Source organism: Gemella haemolysans, assembly GCF_901873445.1.
In the GTDB taxonomy this organism is placed as follows: Bacteria; Bacillota; Bacilli; order Staphylococcales; family Gemellaceae; genus Gemella; species Gemella haemolysans_C.
Map to the genome: position 1 here is coordinate 1 of NZ_CABFLN010000011.1, position 20,536 is coordinate 20,536.

At 30.4% G+C, this 20,536-nt stretch carries 12 protein-coding genes; 11 read left to right on the forward strand and 1 reads right to left on the reverse strand.

The genetic code is table 11. The features are described 5' to 3' along the window. Positions 1-119: 119 nt before the first annotated feature. The 5 genes from yaaA (at position 120) to ppc (ending at position 8,931) form a co-directional block, all read left to right on the forward strand. On the forward strand, positions 120-335 hold the full coding sequence (gene yaaA, locus JX287_RS01455) for a S4 domain-containing protein YaaA (RefSeq protein WP_048803010.1): 216 nt from the start codon (positions 120-122) through the stop codon (positions 333-335). Positions 336-372: 37 nt separating this feature from the next. Continuing rightward, on the forward strand, positions 373-1,461 hold the full coding sequence (recF, locus tag JX287_RS01460; RefSeq protein WP_239650303.1) for a DNA replication/repair protein RecF: 1,089 nt from the start codon (positions 373-375) through the stop codon (positions 1,459-1,461). A 40-nt stretch (positions 1,462-1,501) separates the two neighbouring features. Continuing rightward, positions 1,502-3,418, forward strand: a complete 1,917-nt coding sequence (gyrB, locus tag JX287_RS01465) for a DNA topoisomerase (ATP-hydrolyzing) subunit B (protein WP_204641493.1) — start codon at positions 1,502-1,504, stop codon at positions 3,416-3,418. Positions 3,419-3,434: 16 nt separating this feature from the next. Further along, on the forward strand, positions 3,435-5,882 hold the full coding sequence (gene gyrA, locus JX287_RS01470; RefSeq protein WP_204641459.1) for a DNA gyrase subunit A: 2,448 nt from the start codon (positions 3,435-3,437) through the stop codon (positions 5,880-5,882). Positions 5,883-6,240: 358 nt separating this feature from the next. Further along, positions 6,241-8,931, forward strand: coding sequence for a phosphoenolpyruvate carboxylase (gene ppc / locus JX287_RS01475; protein WP_204641460.1), 2,691 nt, complete (start codon positions 6,241-6,243; stop codon positions 8,929-8,931). A gap of 223 nt (positions 8,932-9,154) precedes the next feature. On the opposite strand, the gene JX287_RS01480 is transcribed toward ppc, so the two are convergent. Then, the gene (locus tag JX287_RS01480) at positions 9,155-11,005 is read right to left on the reverse strand and encodes a glycoside hydrolase family 13 protein (RefSeq protein ID WP_204641461.1); all 1,851 of its coding nucleotides are present in this window, start codon (positions 11,003-11,005) and stop codon (positions 9,155-9,157) included. Between the two features lie 332 nt (positions 11,006-11,337). On the opposite strand from JX287_RS01480, the gene glgB reads away from it, so the two are divergent. The 6 genes from glgB to JX287_RS01510 all read left to right on the forward strand — a co-directional run bounded on the left by glgB (position 11,338) and on the right by JX287_RS01510 (position 20,534). Beyond that, complete coding sequence (gene glgB, locus JX287_RS01485; RefSeq protein ID WP_204641462.1) at positions 11,338-13,191, forward strand: 1,4-alpha-glucan branching protein GlgB; 1,854 nt, start codon at positions 11,338-11,340, stop codon at positions 13,189-13,191. Positions 13,192-13,218: 27 nt separating this feature from the next. Then, positions 13,219-14,391: a glucose-1-phosphate adenylyltransferase gene (locus JX287_RS01490; protein WP_204641463.1), complete on the forward strand. Its 1,173-nt coding sequence runs from the start codon at positions 13,219-13,221 to the stop codon at positions 14,389-14,391. 1 nt (position 14,392) lies between these two features. Next, on the forward strand, positions 14,393-15,505 hold the full coding sequence (gene glgD / locus JX287_RS01495; protein WP_204641464.1) for a glucose-1-phosphate adenylyltransferase subunit GlgD: 1,113 nt from the start codon (positions 14,393-14,395) through the stop codon (positions 15,503-15,505). Between the two features lie 144 nt (positions 15,506-15,649). After that, the gene (gene glgA / locus JX287_RS01500) at positions 15,650-17,068 is read left to right on the forward strand and encodes a glycogen synthase GlgA (RefSeq protein ID WP_204641465.1); all 1,419 of its coding nucleotides are present in this window, start codon (positions 15,650-15,652) and stop codon (positions 17,066-17,068) included. A 24-nt stretch (positions 17,069-17,092) separates the two neighbouring features. Continuing rightward, positions 17,093-19,486 (forward strand): glycogen/starch/alpha-glucan phosphorylase, encoded by a 2,394-nt coding sequence (locus JX287_RS01505; protein ID WP_204641466.1) that lies wholly within the window; start codon positions 17,093-17,095, stop codon positions 19,484-19,486. A 238-nt stretch (positions 19,487-19,724) separates the two neighbouring features. Beyond that, entirely contained in the window at positions 19,725-20,534 is an 810-nt protein-coding gene (locus tag JX287_RS01510; protein WP_102169630.1) for a TlyA family RNA methyltransferase, read from the forward strand. Positions 20,535-20,536: the final 2 nt, after the last annotated feature.

A 20,536-nucleotide genomic window follows, 5' to 3' on the forward strand; every position in this document is an offset into this window, starting at 1 on the left:
ATATTAGGTAAAATCACCTGACTATTGTTGAAAAAAAACGATAAATTTGGTATAATTAAATTATATAAAATATATTTATATACATATAGTTTCATTTTTTAATACTTAGGAGGTGTAAAATGAAAGAAGTTTTTATTAATAGTGAGTATATTACGTTAGCACAATTTTTAAAAGTAGAAGGATTCATAGGTTCAGGTGGAGAAGCCAAATATTTTTTACAAGAAGTTGAAGTTGAGTTAAACGGAGAACTAGAAAATAGACGAGGGAAAAAATTATATTCAAATGATATTATTAAATTAGAAGGAAATGAATTCATAATTATTAATGAGGATTAAGAGTTTAAAATTACTGTACTTTCGAAATTATTTATCAATGAATATAGATGTACATCCCTCGCTTAATGTTTTAGTAGGAAACAATGCGAATGGAAAAACTAATATAATAGAGTCTATTTTTTGCTTAGCACTTGGACGTAGTTATCGTACTAAGAGTGATAGTGAATGTATAATGTTTGGTGAAACTGCCACAGCGATGTCATGTGTAGTTAACAAAAATGATAAGAATTTAGATATTATGTTAGGTATTAACAATAAAGGAAAAAGTGCAAAAATAGCAGGAGTGAAAAAAACTAAACTAACAGACTTCGTAGGAGAGCTAAATGTAGTATTATTTTCTCCTGAAGATTTGCAACTAGTAAAAGGATCTCCGTCACTTCGTCGAGAGTTTATAAATAGAGAATTTTATCAGTTCTCACGTATTTATCATAAGTATTATTTAATGTACCAACATTTATTGAAACAGAGAAATTCTTATTTAAAAGATATGAGGAAAAATCCAAAGGATGAGATGTCTCTTGCATATTTAGAGACTCTCACTTCTCAATTAGCTAAAGTGGCTATATATATAACAAAAGAAAGAGTATCGTTTGTTCAAGATATTTCAGAATTGACTTATAAAAATATGATGAATATATCTAATGGTCAAGAATCACTAAAAATCAGATACAAGAGTTCAGTACTAGAAGCATTAAATATAAATGATATATCGGATGAAGTATTTAATGAGGAAAGCTTAACTAAAGTTATGATGAAAAAATCATATGACGATATAATGAGAGGAAGTACTAAAATTGGACCACATCAAGATGATTTAGAGTTTTATATAAATGATCTTGATGCGAAGATGTATGCTTCTCAAGGACAACAAAGAAGTATAGTATTATCGTTAAAGTTAGCTGAAATAAATTATTTAAAAACAAAAACTGGAACTTATCCAGTATTACTTTTAGATGATGTCTTAAGTGAATTAGATAAAAATAGACAATTAAAACTGTTAGATGCAATTAATGAAAATGTGCAAACATTCATTACAACACCTTCGATATCAGATATTAAAGAAGATTTATTAAAAAAAGCTAAAGTTTTTAAAATAGAAAATGGAAATATTAGTGAAATAATCTAGAAAATTTATTTATAAATTTACTAAAATGAAAGGAAAAATCATGGTAGAAAAAAAACAAATACAAGAATATAATGCCGATCAGATTCAGGTTCTTGAAGGACTTGAAGCTGTTAGGGTAAGACCAGGTATGTATATCGGTTCTACATCTAGTAAAGGTCTACACCACCTTGTTTGGGAAATTGTAGATAACTCTATAGATGAAGCCTTAGCCGGATATTGTGACACAATAACAGTTGCAATTGAAAAAGGAAATTGGATAAGAGTAGAAGATAATGGACGTGGTATTCCAGTAGATATTCAAGAACAAACAGGGAAACCAGCACTTGAAGTAATCCTTACAGTACTTCACGCCGGAGGTAAATTCGGTGGAGGCGGATATAAAGTATCAGGTGGTCTTCACGGAGTAGGTGCCAGTGTAGTAAATGCCTTATCTACGAATCTAGAAGCTTCTGTTCATCGTGATGGGAAAATCCATATGATGAAGTTTGAACGAGGAGATGTAGTTCAAGGAATTACAGTAGTAGGAGATACTGATAGAACTGGAACAACTATTCGTTTTAAAGCAGATCCAGAAATCTTCCAAGAAACAACAGTATATGAATACGATATTTTAAGAACACGTATTAGAGAACTTGCTTTCTTAAATAAAGGTATAACAATTATCCTTAAAGATGAGAGAGAAGGACAAGAAAAAGAAGAAACTTTCTGCTATGAAGGTGGATTATTAGAGTATGTGGAAATGTTAAATGAAAATAAAGATGCTTTACACGAAGCTATTTATGTGCATGGTGAGATGGATGGGAAAGAAGTTGAAATCTCAATGCAATATAACACAGGATATTCTAATAATGTATTAAGTTATGCTAATAACATTAATACACATGAAGGTGGAACTCATGAGAGTGGATTTAAAACTGCTCTTACAAGAATAATTAACTCTTATGGTAAAAAGAATAAACTTATTAAAGATAAAGAGTCATTAACAGGGGATGATGTTCGTGAAGGACTTGTTGCGATTATTTCAATCAAACACCCAAATCCACAATTTGAAGGACAAACAAAAACTAAATTAGGTAACTCAGAAATGAGTACAATTACTAATAAGTTATTCTCTGAAGAATTAGATAGATTCTTATTAGAAAATCCAAAAACAGCAAAAATAATTGTTGAAAAAGGTCTTCAAGCATCACGTGCAAGAATTGCAGCTAAAAAAGCTCGTGAATCTACACGTCGAAAAAATGCTTTAGAATTCACAAACCTACCAGGGAAATTAGCTGACTGTTCAAGTAAAGATGCAGCTGAATGTGAACTTTTCCTAGTCGAAGGGGACTCTGCGGGAGGAAGTGCAAAACTTGGACGTAATAGTAAATTCCAAGCTATTTTACCGCTTAAAGGTAAAATTCTGAACGTAGAGAAAGTAAGAATTGACAAAGTACTAGCTAATGATGAGGTTCGATCATTGATTACAGCTATTGGTATGGGAATTGGGGAAACATTAAATATTGATAAACTTCGTTATCATAAAATTGTTATCATGACCGATGCCGATGTCGATGGAAGTCACATTAGAACATTGTTATTAACATTCTTCTTCAGATATATGAGAGAACTTATCGACGCAGGATATGTATATATCGCTAGACCACCTCTATACGGTCTAAAAGTAGGTAAAAAAGAATTCTACTGCCATACAGAAGAAGAACTTAAACAAAATATTGAAGAACATGCTGGAGATAAAAAGTACACTGTTCAACGATACAAAGGTCTTGGAGAGATGAATGCGGAGGAATTATGGGATACTACAATGGATCCAGAACATCGTTTAATGTATCAAGTAAGTATTGATGATGCTCAAAGGGCGGATGCAGCATTTGATACGTTAATGGGTGAAAAAGTAGAACCAAGACGTAAATTCATCGAAGATAATGCTCTAAATGTTATAAACTTAGACATTTAGAAAGAAAGGATAGAACATGGAAGACAATAAAAATAATATTACCTTAAGAAACATAACGACTGAAATTGAAAATTCATTTTTAGATTATTCAATGAGTGTTATTGTATCACGTGCCTTACCAGATGTACGTGACGGGTTAAAACCAGTTCATAGAAGAATACTTTATGCTTTTAATGACTTAGGGTTAACATATGATAAACCTTACAAAAAAAGTGCCTTCGTTGTAGGGGAAGTAATGGCGAAGTATCACCCACACGGTGACTCTGCAACATACGGTACAATTGTACGTTTAGCGCAAGATTTCAACAGTAGATATCCTTTAGTAGATGGACAAGGAAACTTTGGTTCTATTGATGGAGATGGAGCTGCTGCGATGCGTTATACAGAAGCAAGAATGAGTAAAATTGCTTCTGAGTTACTTCGTGATATTAACAAAGATACAGTTGATATGCAAGATAACTATGATGGTACTAAACAAGAACCAAAAGTATTACCAGCAAGAATACCTAACTTATTAGTTAACGGAAGCAGTGGTATTGCAGTTGGTATGGCGACTAATATTCCGCCACACAACTTAGGGGAAGTTATCGATGGAGTAATCGCATTAGCAGATAACTCTGAAATAACTATTGCTGAACTTATGTCTAAGATAAAAGGACCAGATTTCCCGACAGGATCATTCTTACTAGGTCGTAGTGGAATAGTTAAAGCCTACACAACAGGACGTGGTTCTGTAATAATGCGTGGTAAAACTGAAATTGAACAGATGAAAAATGGTAAGGAAAGAATTGTTATTACAGAAATTCCTTATCAAGTAAACAAAGCAAAATTAGTTGAAAAAATAGCTGAATTAGCTCGTGATAAAAAAATTGAAGGCGTTACAGACCTTCGTGATGAAAGTAACTTAAAAGGTATTAGAATTGTAATTGAATTACGTCGCGATGTTAATAGTAACGTAATACTAAACAATTTATACAAATTAACACCATTACAAAGTTCGTTCGGTGTTAACATGATTGCTCTTGTAAATGGAGTACCTAAGTTATTAAATCTTAAAGAAGTGCTTTACTACTACTTAGAGCACCAAAAAGAAGTAGTAGTTAGAAGAACTAAATTTGATCTTAAAAAAGCGCAAGCTCGTGCACATATATTAGAGGGATTAAGAATTGCTTTAGATAATATTGATAGAATTATCAGCTTAATTCGTGGATCTCAAACTGCTGAGGAAGCAAAAGCCGGATTAATAGATCAATTCGGTTTAACTGAAATTCAAGCACAAGCTATCCTAGACATGCGTCTTCAAAGACTTACAGGTTTAGAACGCGATAAGATTGAAGAAGAATACAGTAAACTTATGGAACTTATCGCTGACTTAGAAGACATTCTAGCTAAACCGGAACGTGTAATTCAAATAGTTAAAGACGAGTTATTAGAAGTTAAAGAAAAATTTGGAGACAAACGTCGTAGTGTAATAATTGAAGGACAAGTAGATCAAATCGAAAACGAAGATTTAATCGAAAAAGAACAAATCATAATTACTCTATCTCATAACCAATACATTAAACGTCTTGCTGCAAGTACTTATAAATCACAAGGACGTGGTGGACGTGGAGTAAATGGTATGACTACAAACGATGAGGACAATGTAGCTTATATGCTAAGTTGCTCAACACACGATCATATCCTATTCTTTACAGATAAAGGTAAGGTTTATACTCTTAAAGGTTATGAAATTAACCAAATGAGTAGACAATCTAAAGGAATACCTATCATTAACTTATTAGAAATTGAAAAAGAAGAAAAAGTAAATTCTATTATTGCAATTTCTGATCTTCAAGAAGAGGGAACAAGCTTAATCTTCTCAACTAAATATGGTATCATTAAGAAATCTAAATTAGGAGATTACGCAAGTATTCTTAAGAAAGGTAAGATTGCTCTTAAACTTGATGAAGATGACTCACTAATTGATGTTCAAAGAATTACTGATGATCAAGATATTATGATTGTTACAGCAAATGGTCAAGCGATTAGAATTAATGCTGAAAAAGTCCGTACAATGGGACGTGTAAGTCGCGGAGTAAAAGGTATCACCCTTTCTCCAGATGACTATGTAGTAGGTATGGAAGTAGTTGATGAATCTAAGAAAATTTTAACAGTAACAGAAAATGGTATTGGTAAAATTTCTAAATCTATGGAATTCAATGTAATTAACCGTGGAGGAAAAGGTGTTAAAGTAGCTAAAGTTACTAAGAAAACAGGTAAAATTGTAGCGGTTAAATCTATCGCAGGAAATGAAGACTTAATGATAATGACTGATCAAGGAATTATTATTAGAATAGATGTTTCAACAATCAGTACATTAGGAAGAACTGCAACAGGTGTTAAAGTTATTAATCTTGTTGATGATCAAAAAGTAGCAACTGTTACATTAGCAGCAAAAGAAGAAAGCTACGAAGAAGAATAATAAAATATAAAGTCGAGGTTTTGAAAGTAAAACTACTATAGGTTCAACTTTCAAAAAGCCTCGACTTTTTAGGTTGATTCGTTGAAGATGAAAGTAATTTATGATATTTGCAAAATATTAAATAATGTAAAAATTTGGATTTTATAGATTGTTATTCGTATATTATAATATATTGTTCTATTAGGTAAAATAGGAACAATAATATTAAAAATTCAAAAAAAGTTAGCAAAATATCCAATATGATGAAAAAAATGTTAAAATTCATTGTGTTATTTCTAAAAAAGTTTTATAATGGAATATGTAGTTAAAACTGATAAAATAAACTTTATTAGTAAAAATCTTATCAAGGAGTAACTAGATGCAAAAAACAAGACTAGAAAGTAATGTAAATGAAAATATAATACAAGAGGAGATTCAAATTCTTACAGAAATGTTACTGAAAGCTACTCAAAAATTAATTTCTGAAGAAACTTTTCAAAAAATTGTAGAATTAAAAGCATTAGCTGACAAGAAAAATTATGAAAAATTAAATCTTATTATTAAAGATTTAACACAAGAAGAAATGGAAATTGTAGCGAATTTCTTCTCAGTATTACCACTACTTATTAATATAGCTGAAGATGTTGATTTAGCTTATGAGGTCAACTATAAAAACAACTCGGATGAAGCATATATAGGTAAGTTGTCTGAATCAATTAAGAATATTAAAGATAAAAATATTTTAGATAATATTAATGTAGTGCCAGTACTAACAGCACATCCTACGCAAGTGCAGAGAAAAACAATTCTTGATTTAACTGAGAAATTGCACTCTTTATTAAGAAAACACCGTGATGTGAAAAATGGATTGATTAATGAAAGAAAATGGAAAAATGCTATCCAAAAACATATTGAAATATTAATCCAAAGTGATATTATACGTGAGAAAAAACTAAAAGTTGCTAATGAAATTACGAACGTACTAGAATATTACAATTTATCATTTATAAAAGCTATTGGTAAATTAATGACTGAGTACAAATTGTTATTAGAAGAACATAATATAGAGCTTAGAAATGAGACACCAATAACTATGGGAATGTGGATTGGTGGAGACCGTGATGGTAACCCATTTGTAACAGCTGAAACACTGAATTTATCAGCGATGAAACAGTGTGAACTTATAACTAATTACTATTTAGATAAATTAGAAAGTTTATATAGAACGTTCTCAATGTCGACTCAATATATTCAAGAAAGTGAAGAATTAGAAGAATTAGCTAACCGTTCTAATGATTCATCTGTATACAGAGAAAAAGAACCGTATAGAAGAGCTATTTTTTATATTAAAGAGAAATTAGAAAATACTAAAGAATACTTACTTAATGACAAAGAAGTTGGAGAAAAATATTTAACATCATTAGATTTTATTAGTGATCTACAAATTATTGAAAAATCATTATTAGAGAATAAAGGTGAGATGCTAATTACTGGAGAATTTGAAGAATTATTAAATGTTGTGAAAATCTTCGGATTCTATTTAGCAAGTATTGATATGCGCCAAGACTCAAGTGTCTACGAGGCTTCGGTAGCTGAGTTACTAAGTAGTGCTAATATAGAAAAAAATTATAGTTCACTAACTGAAGATGAAAAATGTAAATTATTATTGAAACAATTGAAAGAAGATCCTCGTCCTTTAAGTATTAATGATGAAGAAAAACAATCAGAAGAGTTAAAAAAAGAAATAGCTATATTTAAAACAGCGAGAAAATTAAAAGATAAACTTGGAGATAATGTTATAAAACAAAACATAATTTCACACACAACAAGTGTTTCTGATTTACTAGAGCTTGCAATTATGCTTAAAGAAGTAGGGTTAGTTGGTAGTGATTTTGCCAGACTTCAACTTGTTCCATTATTTGAAACAATAGAAGACTTAGAGAATTCATATGAAGTAATGGATAAATACTTAAGCCTAGATATCGTGAAAAAATGGGTAAGTGATAATAGAAGTTATCAAGAAATTATGTTAGGATATTCAGATAGTAATAAAGATGGTGGATACCTATCATCTGGATGGTCGCTTTATAAAGCGCAACAGGATTTATCATCACTGGGAGAAAAACACAATATTAAGGTTACCTTCTTCCACGGACGTGGTGGTACTGTTGGTCGAGGTGGTGGACCGAGTTATGATGCGATTATTTCTCAACCTCTAGGAAGTGTACAAGATAGAATTCGTCTTACAGAACAAGGTGAAATTATCGCAGCCAAATATGGGAACAGTGATGCTGCATACTATAACTTAGAAGCCTTATTCTCTGCCGTAATTCAAAGAATGAATGCTGATAAAATCAATACAGATATCAGAGATATACCTGAAATCCAAGTTATTATGGATGAAATAGTAGAAGATAGTTACAACAAATATCGAGAACTAGTCTTTGAAAATCCAAACTTCTACAATTATTTCTTTGAAGCAACACCGATTAAAGAAATTTCAAGTTTAAATATCGGTTCTCGACCAGCTTCACGTAAAAAAATTACAGATATTGGTGGTTTAAGAGCTATTCCATGGGTATTCTCATGGTCACAAAGTAGAATTATGCTACCAGGTTGGTATGGAGTAGGAACAGCGTTCTCAAATTTCATCAATAAAGATAAAGATAATATTGAAAAATTACGTAGAATGTATAATCATTGGCCATTTTTCACATCATTACTATCAAATGTTGATATGGTCATGTCGAAGTCAGATATGGATATTGCTAAAGAATATGCTAATCTGTGTAAGGATGAAGAAACTAAAAAAGTATATGAAGAAATATTAAGAGAATGGGAATTAACAAAACAAGTAGTATTAGAAATCTCAGAACATAAAGAGTTCTTAGAGGATAATACTTATCTAACTCGAAGTTTAGAAAATAGGTTACAGTACTTCAATACTCTAAACTTACTACAAGTAGAGTTAATTAAACGTTCAAGAGAAGGTAAGTTACCAGAATCTCAATTAAATACTATTCATATAACAATTAATGGAGTTGCTACTGGACTTAGAAACTCAGGATAAAATAAAAAAGACACTAAAATTGATTTTATAAAATTCAATTTCAGTGTCTTCTTTTTGCAAATTAATACTAAATAAATAATAATTATAGGTTAATACTAAATATCGATAAAAAATGTATTAATATTAAAGTTAATGTAATATAAATATAATGATTTTAGTATCTATTAAAAAAATAGAAGTAACTCAATAAAAAAATTTTAAAATTGAGTTACTTCCATTTCTTTTATTTAATTTTTATAGCAACATAGCTATTAGGTGCTATAACTGTTCCAAATGGTGTTGAATAAATTTCATTGTTTCCAAATACTATTTCACCACAATAATTTTCAATAAAGTGAGCTTTAGAATCAAGATTTACAATACAAAGAATATTATTGCGTTTATAGGCAATACATTTTTCGTTACTGTAAATAAATTCGAAATTTGTGATGAAATTATTTTTGTTTTCATTTCTAAAATTAGATAATTTAATATAATGATTTAGTAAATCTTCATCTTTATTATTATGGGTAAATCCTAGACGATTGTATGGATCTCTAAAACCATACATTCCAATTTCATCACCATAGTAAATACAAGGTACACCAGGAAGAGTAAATTGAATGAAACTAGCAAATTTTAGAAGATTTTTAGCTTTATCATATTGTTCTTTAGACATTTTATAAGTAGGACGTTCATGAACTGGAACATCTTCAGGATTATCAAATGCTAACATCGTTAGGATACGTTCTGTATCATGACTACCAAGTAAGTTCATAACAGCATCAAGAGCTGGACGAGGATAATTTTCAACTAATTTTAAGATTTCAAGAGTAAAATTATCAGCATTTTTATTTTTTACAAAATTAATAATTGCATTTTTCCAAGGATAGTTCATAACACTATCAAGTTGATCCCCTAAGAAATAGCGTCGACGAGTATTGTAAGAAATTTTATTCGTTGCATCTTCCCAAACTTCTCCGATAATTAAAGCATCTTTGTCATAATATTTTGCACTTTCACGGATTCTATCTAAGAATTCATCGGGGAATTCATCAGCAACATCAAGACGCCAACCAGCAATTCCTAATTTTTGCCAGAAATTAACTACACCTGTATCTTTGTTATTGATGAAATCACTATATTCTTTGTTTTCCTTTATAACCGTAGGTAGGTTATCAAATCCCCACCAAGAGTGGTATTCATTAGGAAAATTTTTAAAGTCAAACCAAGGATAATAAGGTGAATTTTGCGAATTATAAGCACCAATACTATCGTAGTTGTTATATCTATTAAAATAAATACTATCTGAACCAGTATGACTAAAGACACCATCTAAAATAATTTTAATATTGTCATTTTTAAAATCTTTACAAAAGTTTTTGAATTGTTCATTTGTTCCAAAGTAAGGGTCGACATTAAAATAATCGGATGTTGAATATCTATGGTTTTCAGGACTCTCAACAATAGGATTTAAATAAATACTTTCAATATTTAATTTTTTAAAATACTCCTTCTCTTCCTCTATTCCAAGAAGATTACCCATTAAGAAATCTTTAGCTCCGTAGTTTTCATGTGTAATTGACGAGTGAGGAATACTATCCCAGTTTTCATGTCTAATTCTAACATTTTCATTTCTTGCAATTGTGGCAGTATATTTATCGCTTCGTTTAAATCTATCAGGGAAGATTTGATACATAATTGAACCTTTGTACCAATCAGGTGTTGTAAAGTTTGAATCATAAACTGTAAGCTGCCAATCAGGAAGTTCATCATTACTATTGACAAGTTTAGCATTTAATCTATCATTTTTTAAATATACGTAAAAACTATCAAAGTGAACTTCGAAATGATAGAAGTATAAACCAATATTAAAAGGTTCAAAAGCTACACAATATTTAGAATAGTTATTTTTAGTCTTCTCTTTGAATGTTAAACTTTTAGAAACTATTTCACCTGTGAATTCATTTTTTATAATAATTTTAAAATCATTAAAATAAAAATCGTCTTTAATTAGTACCTCAAAGTAGAATGATTCTTTATCATTTATCGCACCTTGAGGAAATTTATTTTTTATAGGATTAAATTTAATCATATTTTTCATCTCCGGAATATAAAATTTTCATTATCAATTTGTTTTACAAAACAACCAGTTATATTTTAATATAAAAGTTTTTAAATGTAAATGATTATATTTTAAAAAAACAGAAATTAATTAGTATTAAAGCGATATAATTGACATAATTTTTTATAGCAAAACAGTAAAGAAAACATTTACATAAAGCCTTCTATATGTTATACTATAGATATAAAAAATAAAGAAATAATTAGTAATAATTTTAACTATTTTTTGCTACATCTCTTTATGTTTAAAATTTTTTACTAGTAGAAGTAAGCGTTTACTTTTACTGAAAAGGGGGTTATTAAGTGAGTAATAATATGGCCGAATATTTATTCCATGAAGGAACTAATTACCATAGTCATAAATTTTTAGGATCGTTTTTAGAAGGGGATTCTTGTACTTTTAGAGTATGGGCTCCAAACGCAAAAAGAGTTTTTGTTACAGGTGAGTTTTGTTCTTGGTATCCACATACCTATGAGATGAGAAAAACAAATGATACAGGAATTTATGAAATTCAAATTCAGGGTGTTAGTCAGTTTGATGCTTATAAATATGTAATAGTTACTCAGAGTGGAGTTGAATTATGGAAAGCAGATCCATATGCTAAACATGCGGAGACGAGACCGTTAACGGCCTCTAAAGTATATTCTTTACCAGAATATGCATGGAAAGATAAAAAGTGGATGAAAAATAGAACAGTTCCTTATCATCAACCTATGAATGTTTATGAGGTGCATTTAGGATCTTGGAAACATGGTGAAGAAGGCAAAGAATTAAGTTACAGAGAACTTGCGCATAAATTAGTAGATTATGTAAAGGAAATGAATTATACTCACGTTGAATTATTACCAGTAACAGAGTATCCATACGATAAATCATGGGGGTATCAAGCAACAGGGTATTTTTCACCAACTTCTAGATATGGAACACCAGAAGATTTTATGTATTTTGTTGATACTTGTCACCAAAATAATATTGGAGTAATACTAGATTGGGTTCCAGGACACTTTACAAAAGATGCTCATGGTTTATATGAATTTGATGGAACATGTTGCTATGAGTATTCTGATACGAGAAAAATGGAGCACGAAGGCTGGGGAACTAGAGTGTTTGATTATGGTCGTAATGAAGTTAAGTCGTTTTTAACGTCTAGTGCCGTTTCATGGATTGAAGATTATCATATCGATGGAATTAGAGTAGATGCGGTTAGTTCTATGTTATTTTTAAATTATTGTCGTGATGAAGACAAATGTGCTAGAAATATTTACGGTGGATTTGAAAATTTAGAAGCAATAGATTTTATAAAAAATCTTAACTTATATGTAAAAGAAAACTATCCAGGTGTAATTATGATTGCAGAAGAATCAACGAGTTATCCAAAAGTAACTGCTGCTGTTGAACATGGTGGTTTAGGATTTGACTTCAAATGGAATATGGGATGGATGAATGACAGTCTTGATTATTTAGAAACAGATCCTTTCTTTAGAAAAGGAGTTCACAACAAATTTACATTTTCAATGCATTATGCATTTTCAGAAAACTTTATTCTCCCTATATCACATGACGAAGTAGTCCACGGAAAAAAATCACTTTTAGATAAAAGTCCTGTTCCATATGAAGATAAATTTGCTAATTTCAAAGCATTTTTAGGATATATGTATGCACATCCTGGTAAAAAATTAACTTTCATGGGAATCGATATAGCGCAATTTATCGAATGGGATGAAGAAAGAGAATTAGATTGGTTATTAATGCTATATCCTAAGCATATATTTACACATAGATATGTTAAAGAACTAAACAAATACTATAAATCAACTCCAGCATTATGGGAAAATGATAGTGATTGGGATGGATTTAGATGGCATATTGTAGATGACAATAATAATAATGTATTTGCCTTTTCACGTAGAGATAGATCAGGTAAAGAAGTCTTAGTAGTAAGTAACTTTTCAAATCAAATATTAAAGAACTATGAGATTGGAGTAGATACTTGGGGTAGCTACAAGATTGCATTGAATACTGATGCTAAAAAATATGATGGAATAGCAATTGCAAATAGAAATCTTAAAACAATAAATAAAGAAAAAAATGAATTTAAATATACTTTGGGTGTAAATATTCCACCGTATGCAACAATGTATATAGAAAAGAAATAACAAGTTTAGATGAAGGGGGTCAACTCAATGGCAAGAAAAAAAGAAGTAGTAGCGATGCTGCTAGCAGGAGGACAAGGTACACGATTACAAGTTTTAACAAAAGATATGGCTAAACCAGCTGTACCTTTTGGTGGAAAATATAGAATTATAGATTTTCCACTTTCGAATTGTGCTAACTCTGGAATATCAACTGTAGGGGTATTAACACAATTTATGCCTTTAGAACTTAACTCATACATGGGAAATGGTCAACCATGGGATTTAGATAGAATGGATGGAGGATTGTCTATTCTACCTCCTTATACTGCTGGGAAAACGGGAGAATGGTATAAAGGAACTGCAAATGCTATATATCAAAATATTAAATATATAGAACAATATAATCCAGAATATGTCCTTATTTTATCTGGGGATCACATTTACAAAATGAATTATAAAGAAATGTTAGATTTCCATAAACAAAAAGGTGCAGATTTAACAATTGCACACATTAATGTTCCAATTGAAGAAGCTAGTCGTTTTGGGATTTTAAATACAAATTTTGACCTTAAAGTTACTGAGTTTCTAGAAAAACCAGAAAATCCGGTATCGACTAAAGCATCTATGGGGATATATATTTTCAGTTGGCAACAATTAAGGGAATATTTAATTCGTGATGAAGAAAATCCAGATAGTGAAAAAGACTTCGGTAAAAACATTATTCCAATGATGTTAAATGAAGGTAAAAATATTTATGCATATCCATTTTATGGATATTGGAAAGATGTTGGTACAATTGAAAGCTTATGGGAAGCAAATATGGATTTAATTAAAAATAAAGAAAACTTTAATATAGACGATAGACTTTGGAGAATTTATTATCGACATGAAGGAGCTATGCCACAATATTTAGGACATAGTGCAAATGTGAAAAATTCTATGATTTCTGACGGTACTTCAGTTTATGGAACTATTTCAGAATCTATTATCTCTTCGGGTGTTCGAATTGAAGAAGGGGCAGAAGTAGTAGGAAGTATCATCATGAAAGGTGTGGTAATCGAAAAAGGTGCGAAAGTTTACAATTCAATTATCGCAGAAGGTTCAGTTGTTAAAGAAAACGTAGAAGTTGGGAATAGAGAAATCGTTTTAGGAAAAGAACAAATAACTGTAGTTGGTAGAGATGAAGTTGTAAAAGAGAATAGGAAAGTAGAGGGGAAATAATATGGTAAATGCATTTTGTATATTATTTGCAGATAATTATCGTAACGACGATCTGCAAGGATTAGTAAGAAATAGAACACTGGCATCTTTAGCAGTTGCGTCAAGATATAGAATGGTCGATTTCATGTTATCTTCTTTAGTAAAAGCTGAAATATCTAATATTGCAGTAGTGACAAACCATCACTATAAGTCTCTAATGGATCACTTAAGCTGGGGGAAAGACTGGGATTTAAATAGAAAAAATAGTGGATTGAAGTTTATAACACCGATGTCTAACCATCAATCAAATAGAGTTGCTCAAAACAAAATTGAAGCATTAGGAGATGCAGCTAGATATGCAGACACTTTATTAGAAGAATACTGTATACTTGCTGATGGAAATATAGTCGGAAATATTGATTTTAAGGAAATGGTAAATTACCATAAATCTACAAATGCAGACATAACTTTAGCTTATACGTATAGAAAACCTCAACAACGTGAGTCGCAAATAATTTTTGATGACAAGAATAGAGTATATGATAGTTTATATCATTATGATGGATATGATCAAGTTTGTCCAACACAAGTTAAGATATATATTATGTCTAAAGAAATGTTTAAAGAACTTGTAAAAAAAGGAATGACATATGGATGGCAAGACATTCTATTAGATTTCATTACTAAGAATTTCCATAGATTAAACGTTTATGGATATGAAATTAAAAATTATACAAGAACAATTAATAGTGTTCAAGAGTTTTATAACTTTAATAGAGATTTATTAGACCCTAACAAAATGAATGAAGTATTCTTATCAGGTACTGACATCTTAACTAGGGTTCAAGATAGTGTACCAACTACTTATGGAGAAGGAGCAATCGTAAAAAATTCCATTCTAGGAGATGGTTGTGAAATTAATGGAATTGTTGAGAACAGTATATTATTTAGGGACGTAGTAGTTGAAGAAGGAGCTGTTATTAAAAATACAATAGTATTGTCGAATAGTGTTATTAAGAAATCAGCTTACTTAGACTATGTAATTTTAGACAAAGAAGCAACTGTTTCAGAAAGAGTTGAGTTAAAAGGAACTGAAAATTGCCAAGTTATTGTTGAAAAAAATAAAGTAGTATAATATAAAATATGGGTTAGGATAAAATGTGAGAGATATTTGTAAAATCTTCGATTTTCGAAAGAAAAAAGAGTATAATAAACAGATAGACTACATCTAAAACTAACCCTTTTAGTATGAAATAAATAACGAATAAGGAGAATTATAATGAAAATATTATTCGTGGCAGCCGAAGCGGCACCATTTGTTAAGGTTGGAGGACTAGGCGATGTAATAGGATCATTACCTAAGGCACTTCAAGATGAAAATGTAGAAGCAAGGGTAGTTCTACCATTGTATTCTACTATAGATAGAGAAAAGTACGATTTAAAATATAAACAACATATCTTTGTTAATTTAGGTTGGAGAACTGTTTACTGCGGAATTTTTGAAACACAAGTAAATGGAGTAACATATTATTTTATTGATAATGAACAATATTTTAATAGAGACAGTGTTTATGGACAACAAGATGATGGAGAGCGTTTTGCATTTTTCTCGAAAGCAGTACTAGAAATATTACCACATATAGATTATAAACCAGATGTAGTTAATGCTAATGATTGGCATGCTGCATTATCAATTATCTATTTAGATGATCTTAAAGCAAGAGGAGAAGGTTTCTATCAAAATATTAAAAGTGTAATATCTATCCATAATATAGAATTCCAAGGAAAGTTCAATCCGTATGAAATGGGTAATCTTTTTGGATTAGATAATAAATATTTTGATGCTCTTATATACAAAGGTGATTTAAACTTACTAAAAGGAGCTATCCAATTAGCTGACAGAATTAATACTGTAAGTGAAACATATGCTCACGAAATATTAGACCCATACTTCTCATATGGCTTAGATGATATACTAAGAGTAGAGCAAGGAAAACTTCATGGCATAATTAATGGTTTGGATATTGATAAATTTAATTCAAAAACTGATAAAAACATTTATAAGAACTTTGATGTTAAAACATTAAAAAATAAAGTAGAGAACAAATTAAAATTCCAAGAAGAGTTAGCGTTAGAAGTAAATGAAAATATCCCTATGATTGGAATGGTTACAAGATTAACTCACCAAAAAGGAATTGACTTAGTTCTTCATGTAGCTGATGAAATCTTAAAAACAGGTGCTCAACTTGTGATTTTAGGAACAGGTGATCGTCATTATGAAGATGCACTTCGTTCATTAGAATATCGTCGTCATGATAAAGTAAGAAGTTTAATTATGTTTTCATCAGAAGTATCATCAAAAGTATATAGCTCTTGTGATATGTTCTTGATGCCATCTAAAACTGAACCATGTGGTTTATCTCAACTTATTTCAATGAGATACGCTACTATACCGATTGTTCACAGAGTTGGTGGGTTAAGAGATACAGTTGAACCATTCGATGGAAAAACAGGAACAGGATTTACATTTGAAAGTTTCGATGCATACGATATGTTAGATGCGGTTTATAGAGCAACGTATTGTTATTATCAAGAACGTCATATTTGGAATAAAATTATGAAGAATGCAATTCAACAAGATGTAAGTTGGAAAAAATCAGCACTACAATATATAAATATGTACAGTGAAATCATCTAACGAGATGGATTATAGGAGAGAATAATGAAACAACAAGAGTTAGAACATAGAATAGAAAAATATTTAAAAAGACAATTTGGGATCACAATAAAATCAGCGAGTAAACGTCAAGTTTATGAAGCGTTAATGAGTACTGTTAGAGAAAAATTATCTGAGAAAAAATTTGCGTATGAACAAGAATTAAAGAAAACAAAGCAAAAACGTGCTTACTACATGTCAATGGAGTTTCTTGTAGGTAGAACTTTAAGAAACAATTTATTTAATCTTGGGGTAGAAAAAGAAATCAAAGAATATCTTTCTGACAATAACTTCGATTTAGATGAAATTTATGATATCGAACCAGATCCAGGATTAGGAAATGGTGGTCTTGGACGTCTCGCTTCATGTTATTTAGATGCTTTAACTAGTAGTGACTATCCAGTAACAGGTTTTTCTATTCTTTATGAATATGGAATCTTCAAGCAGGTTATCAACAATGGTTGGCAACAGGAGTTTCCTGATTATTGGCTAGACTTAGGAAAATATGGTCTTGTTTATAGAAATGACGAGGAAATTGAAGTAAGATTTTATGGTCATGTTGAAGAAAAAATGACAGAAAATGGATTCACTGTGGAACACAAAGATTATACTTCAATTCAAGCTGAACCATATGATTTATTAATTTCAGGATATAAAACAAAAACTGTAAATACATTACGTTTATGGGAAGCAAAAGCAAAAACTGGATTTAATATGAAATTGTTTGAACGAGGAGAATATTCAAAATCTTCAGAAGCAGAAGCAATAGCTTCATCAATTTCTAAATTATTATATCCAGCAGATAGCACAAATGAAGGTAAAGAATTACGTATTAAACAACAATACTTCTTTATTAGTGCTTCATTGCAACAATTAGTTAAAAATCATTATAATGAATTCGGAACATTAGAAAACTTAAGTGAACACGTTGCATTACATATTAATGATACACATCCAGCGATGGGAGTTCCAGAATTAATGAGATTATTATTAGATGAATACGGATATTCTTGGGACAAAGCATGGGAAATTACAACTAAAACTTTCGCATACACTAACCATACAATTATGGCAGAAGCACTGGAAAAATGGTCTGTAGATTTATTTAAACCATTACTACCACGTATTTATTCAATTATTGAAGAAATTAATAAACGTTTCTGTCAATGGGTAATCGATCAAGGAAAAGATTATACATTAGCAGAAACAGCAATTATTTATGATAATCAAATAAGAATGGCTAACTTATCAATAGTAGGAAGTCATAATGTTAATGGAGTATCGAAATTACATAGTGACATTCTTGTTGAATCAACGTTTAGAGCATTTAACGAATTGTATCCAACTAAATTCGGAAATGTAACTAATGGTATTGCTCACCGTAGATGGTTAGGACAGGCAAACCCTGAACTAGCATCATATCTGAAAGAATTAATCGGTGATGACTTCGTTAAAGATTTATCTAAAATCAGTAAATTAAATGATTATAAAAATGACAAAAAAGTTGTTGCTAAACTTCTAGAAATTAAAAAAATTAAAAAAGAACAACTTGCTACCTACATTCAAAATACAACAGGTATAACTGTAAATCCAGAATCTATCTTTGATGTACAAGTTAAGAGACTTCATGAATATAAACGTCAATTACTGAATGCATTACACATTGTATACTTATATAGAGAGATTAAATATAATGGATTACGTCCAGTACCAAGAACATTTATTTTTGCTGCAAAAGCATCGTCAGGATACCAAATGGCTAAAAATATTATTAAATTTATCCACTCAATCTCTCAAATGATTGAATGTGATGAATTAGTGCGTGAATACATCAAAGTTGTATTTTTACCAGATTACAAAGTAACACTAGCAGAAAAAATAATTCCAGCGGCTGACATTAGTGAACAAATTTCACAAGCTGGAAAAGAGGCAAGTGGAACAGGAAATATGAAACTAATGCTAAATGGAGCTTTAACATTAGGAACACTTGATGGAGCCAATGTAGAGATTCATGAAGCGGTAGGAGATGATAATATCTTCATCTTCGGTTTAGAAACCCCAGAAGTAGATGCGTTATATGCTCATGGATATAAACCTTGGGAATATTACAATAATTCAGTAAAAATTAAAGAAACATTAGATTTCATTAGAACTATGACTGTAGGTGGTATGAACTTTAATTTCATCGTAGATTACCTATTAACTCAAGATAATTACATGTGTCTAGCAGATTTTGAAAGTTATGTTGCAGCCCAAGAAAAAGTTGCCGAAACTTATCAAGATAAAGAAAAATGGGGACAAATGAGTTTAGTAAATACTGCTAACGCTGGTATCTTCTCTGCAGATAGATCTGTAGCTGAATATGCTAAAGATATTTGGAACATAAAAAAAGTAAAATAGAATATTAATACAAAGGGCGACCTAATAGGAAAATTTTTCTTAGGTTGCTCTTTATTTCTGAACAATGACTAAAATAGAAATGAAATTATACTTAAATTTGTATAAAGTATATATAAACGTACTATTCTCATAGATAAAATACGATTAATATGGTAAAATTAAAAGGAAAGACTGTGTCAATTTTAAAATTAATATTTGTTTTGAAAATGCACACTTAGTAAATAAAAAAGAGGTAACTATGGCGAAAGAAAGAGCAGATGTCCTTTGCGTAAGTCAAGGATTATTTGAATCACGAGAAAAAGCAAAACGAGCTATTATGGCTGGTATTGTATATAATGATAATATTAGAATTGATAAAGCAGGGGAGAAGGTTGAGTCAACTGCAGAACTTAGAATTAAAGGAAAACAGATGCCTTATGTAAGTCGTGGGGGACTTAAATTAGAAAAGGCAATTAATGAATTGAACTTTGATGTTAAAGACAAAGTAATGATCGATATTGGTTCGTCAACTGGAGGATTCACAGACTGTGCGTTACAAAATGGAGCGAAATTTGTATATGCGCTAGATGTTGGTACTAATCAACTTGTGTGGAAACTACGCAATGATGAACGAGTAAAAGTAATGGAACAAACTAACTTCAGACATTCCGTTAAAGAAGATTTTGATGTCTATGAAATTGATATTGCTTCGATTGATGTTTCATTTATATCACTATCATTAATACTCCCAAATCTTGCTGAAATAATAAAAGATGGTGGAGAAGTTTGTGCACTTGTAAAACCACAATTTGAAGCTGGAAAAGATAAGGTAGGAAAAGGTGGAATTGTACGAGATAAAAAAGTCCAATTAGAAGTCGTAGAAAAAGTATTGCTATTAGCAAATAGTGTTGGATTTAGTATGACAAATCTATCATATTCTCCAATAACAGGTGGGGAAGGGAATATTGAATTCTTAATGCTTCTAAAATATAATGCAGATAAAGAAGTGGAAAATAGTAAAATTAATATAGAGCATATTGTAAATAATGCTCATAATCACTTTAAATAGAG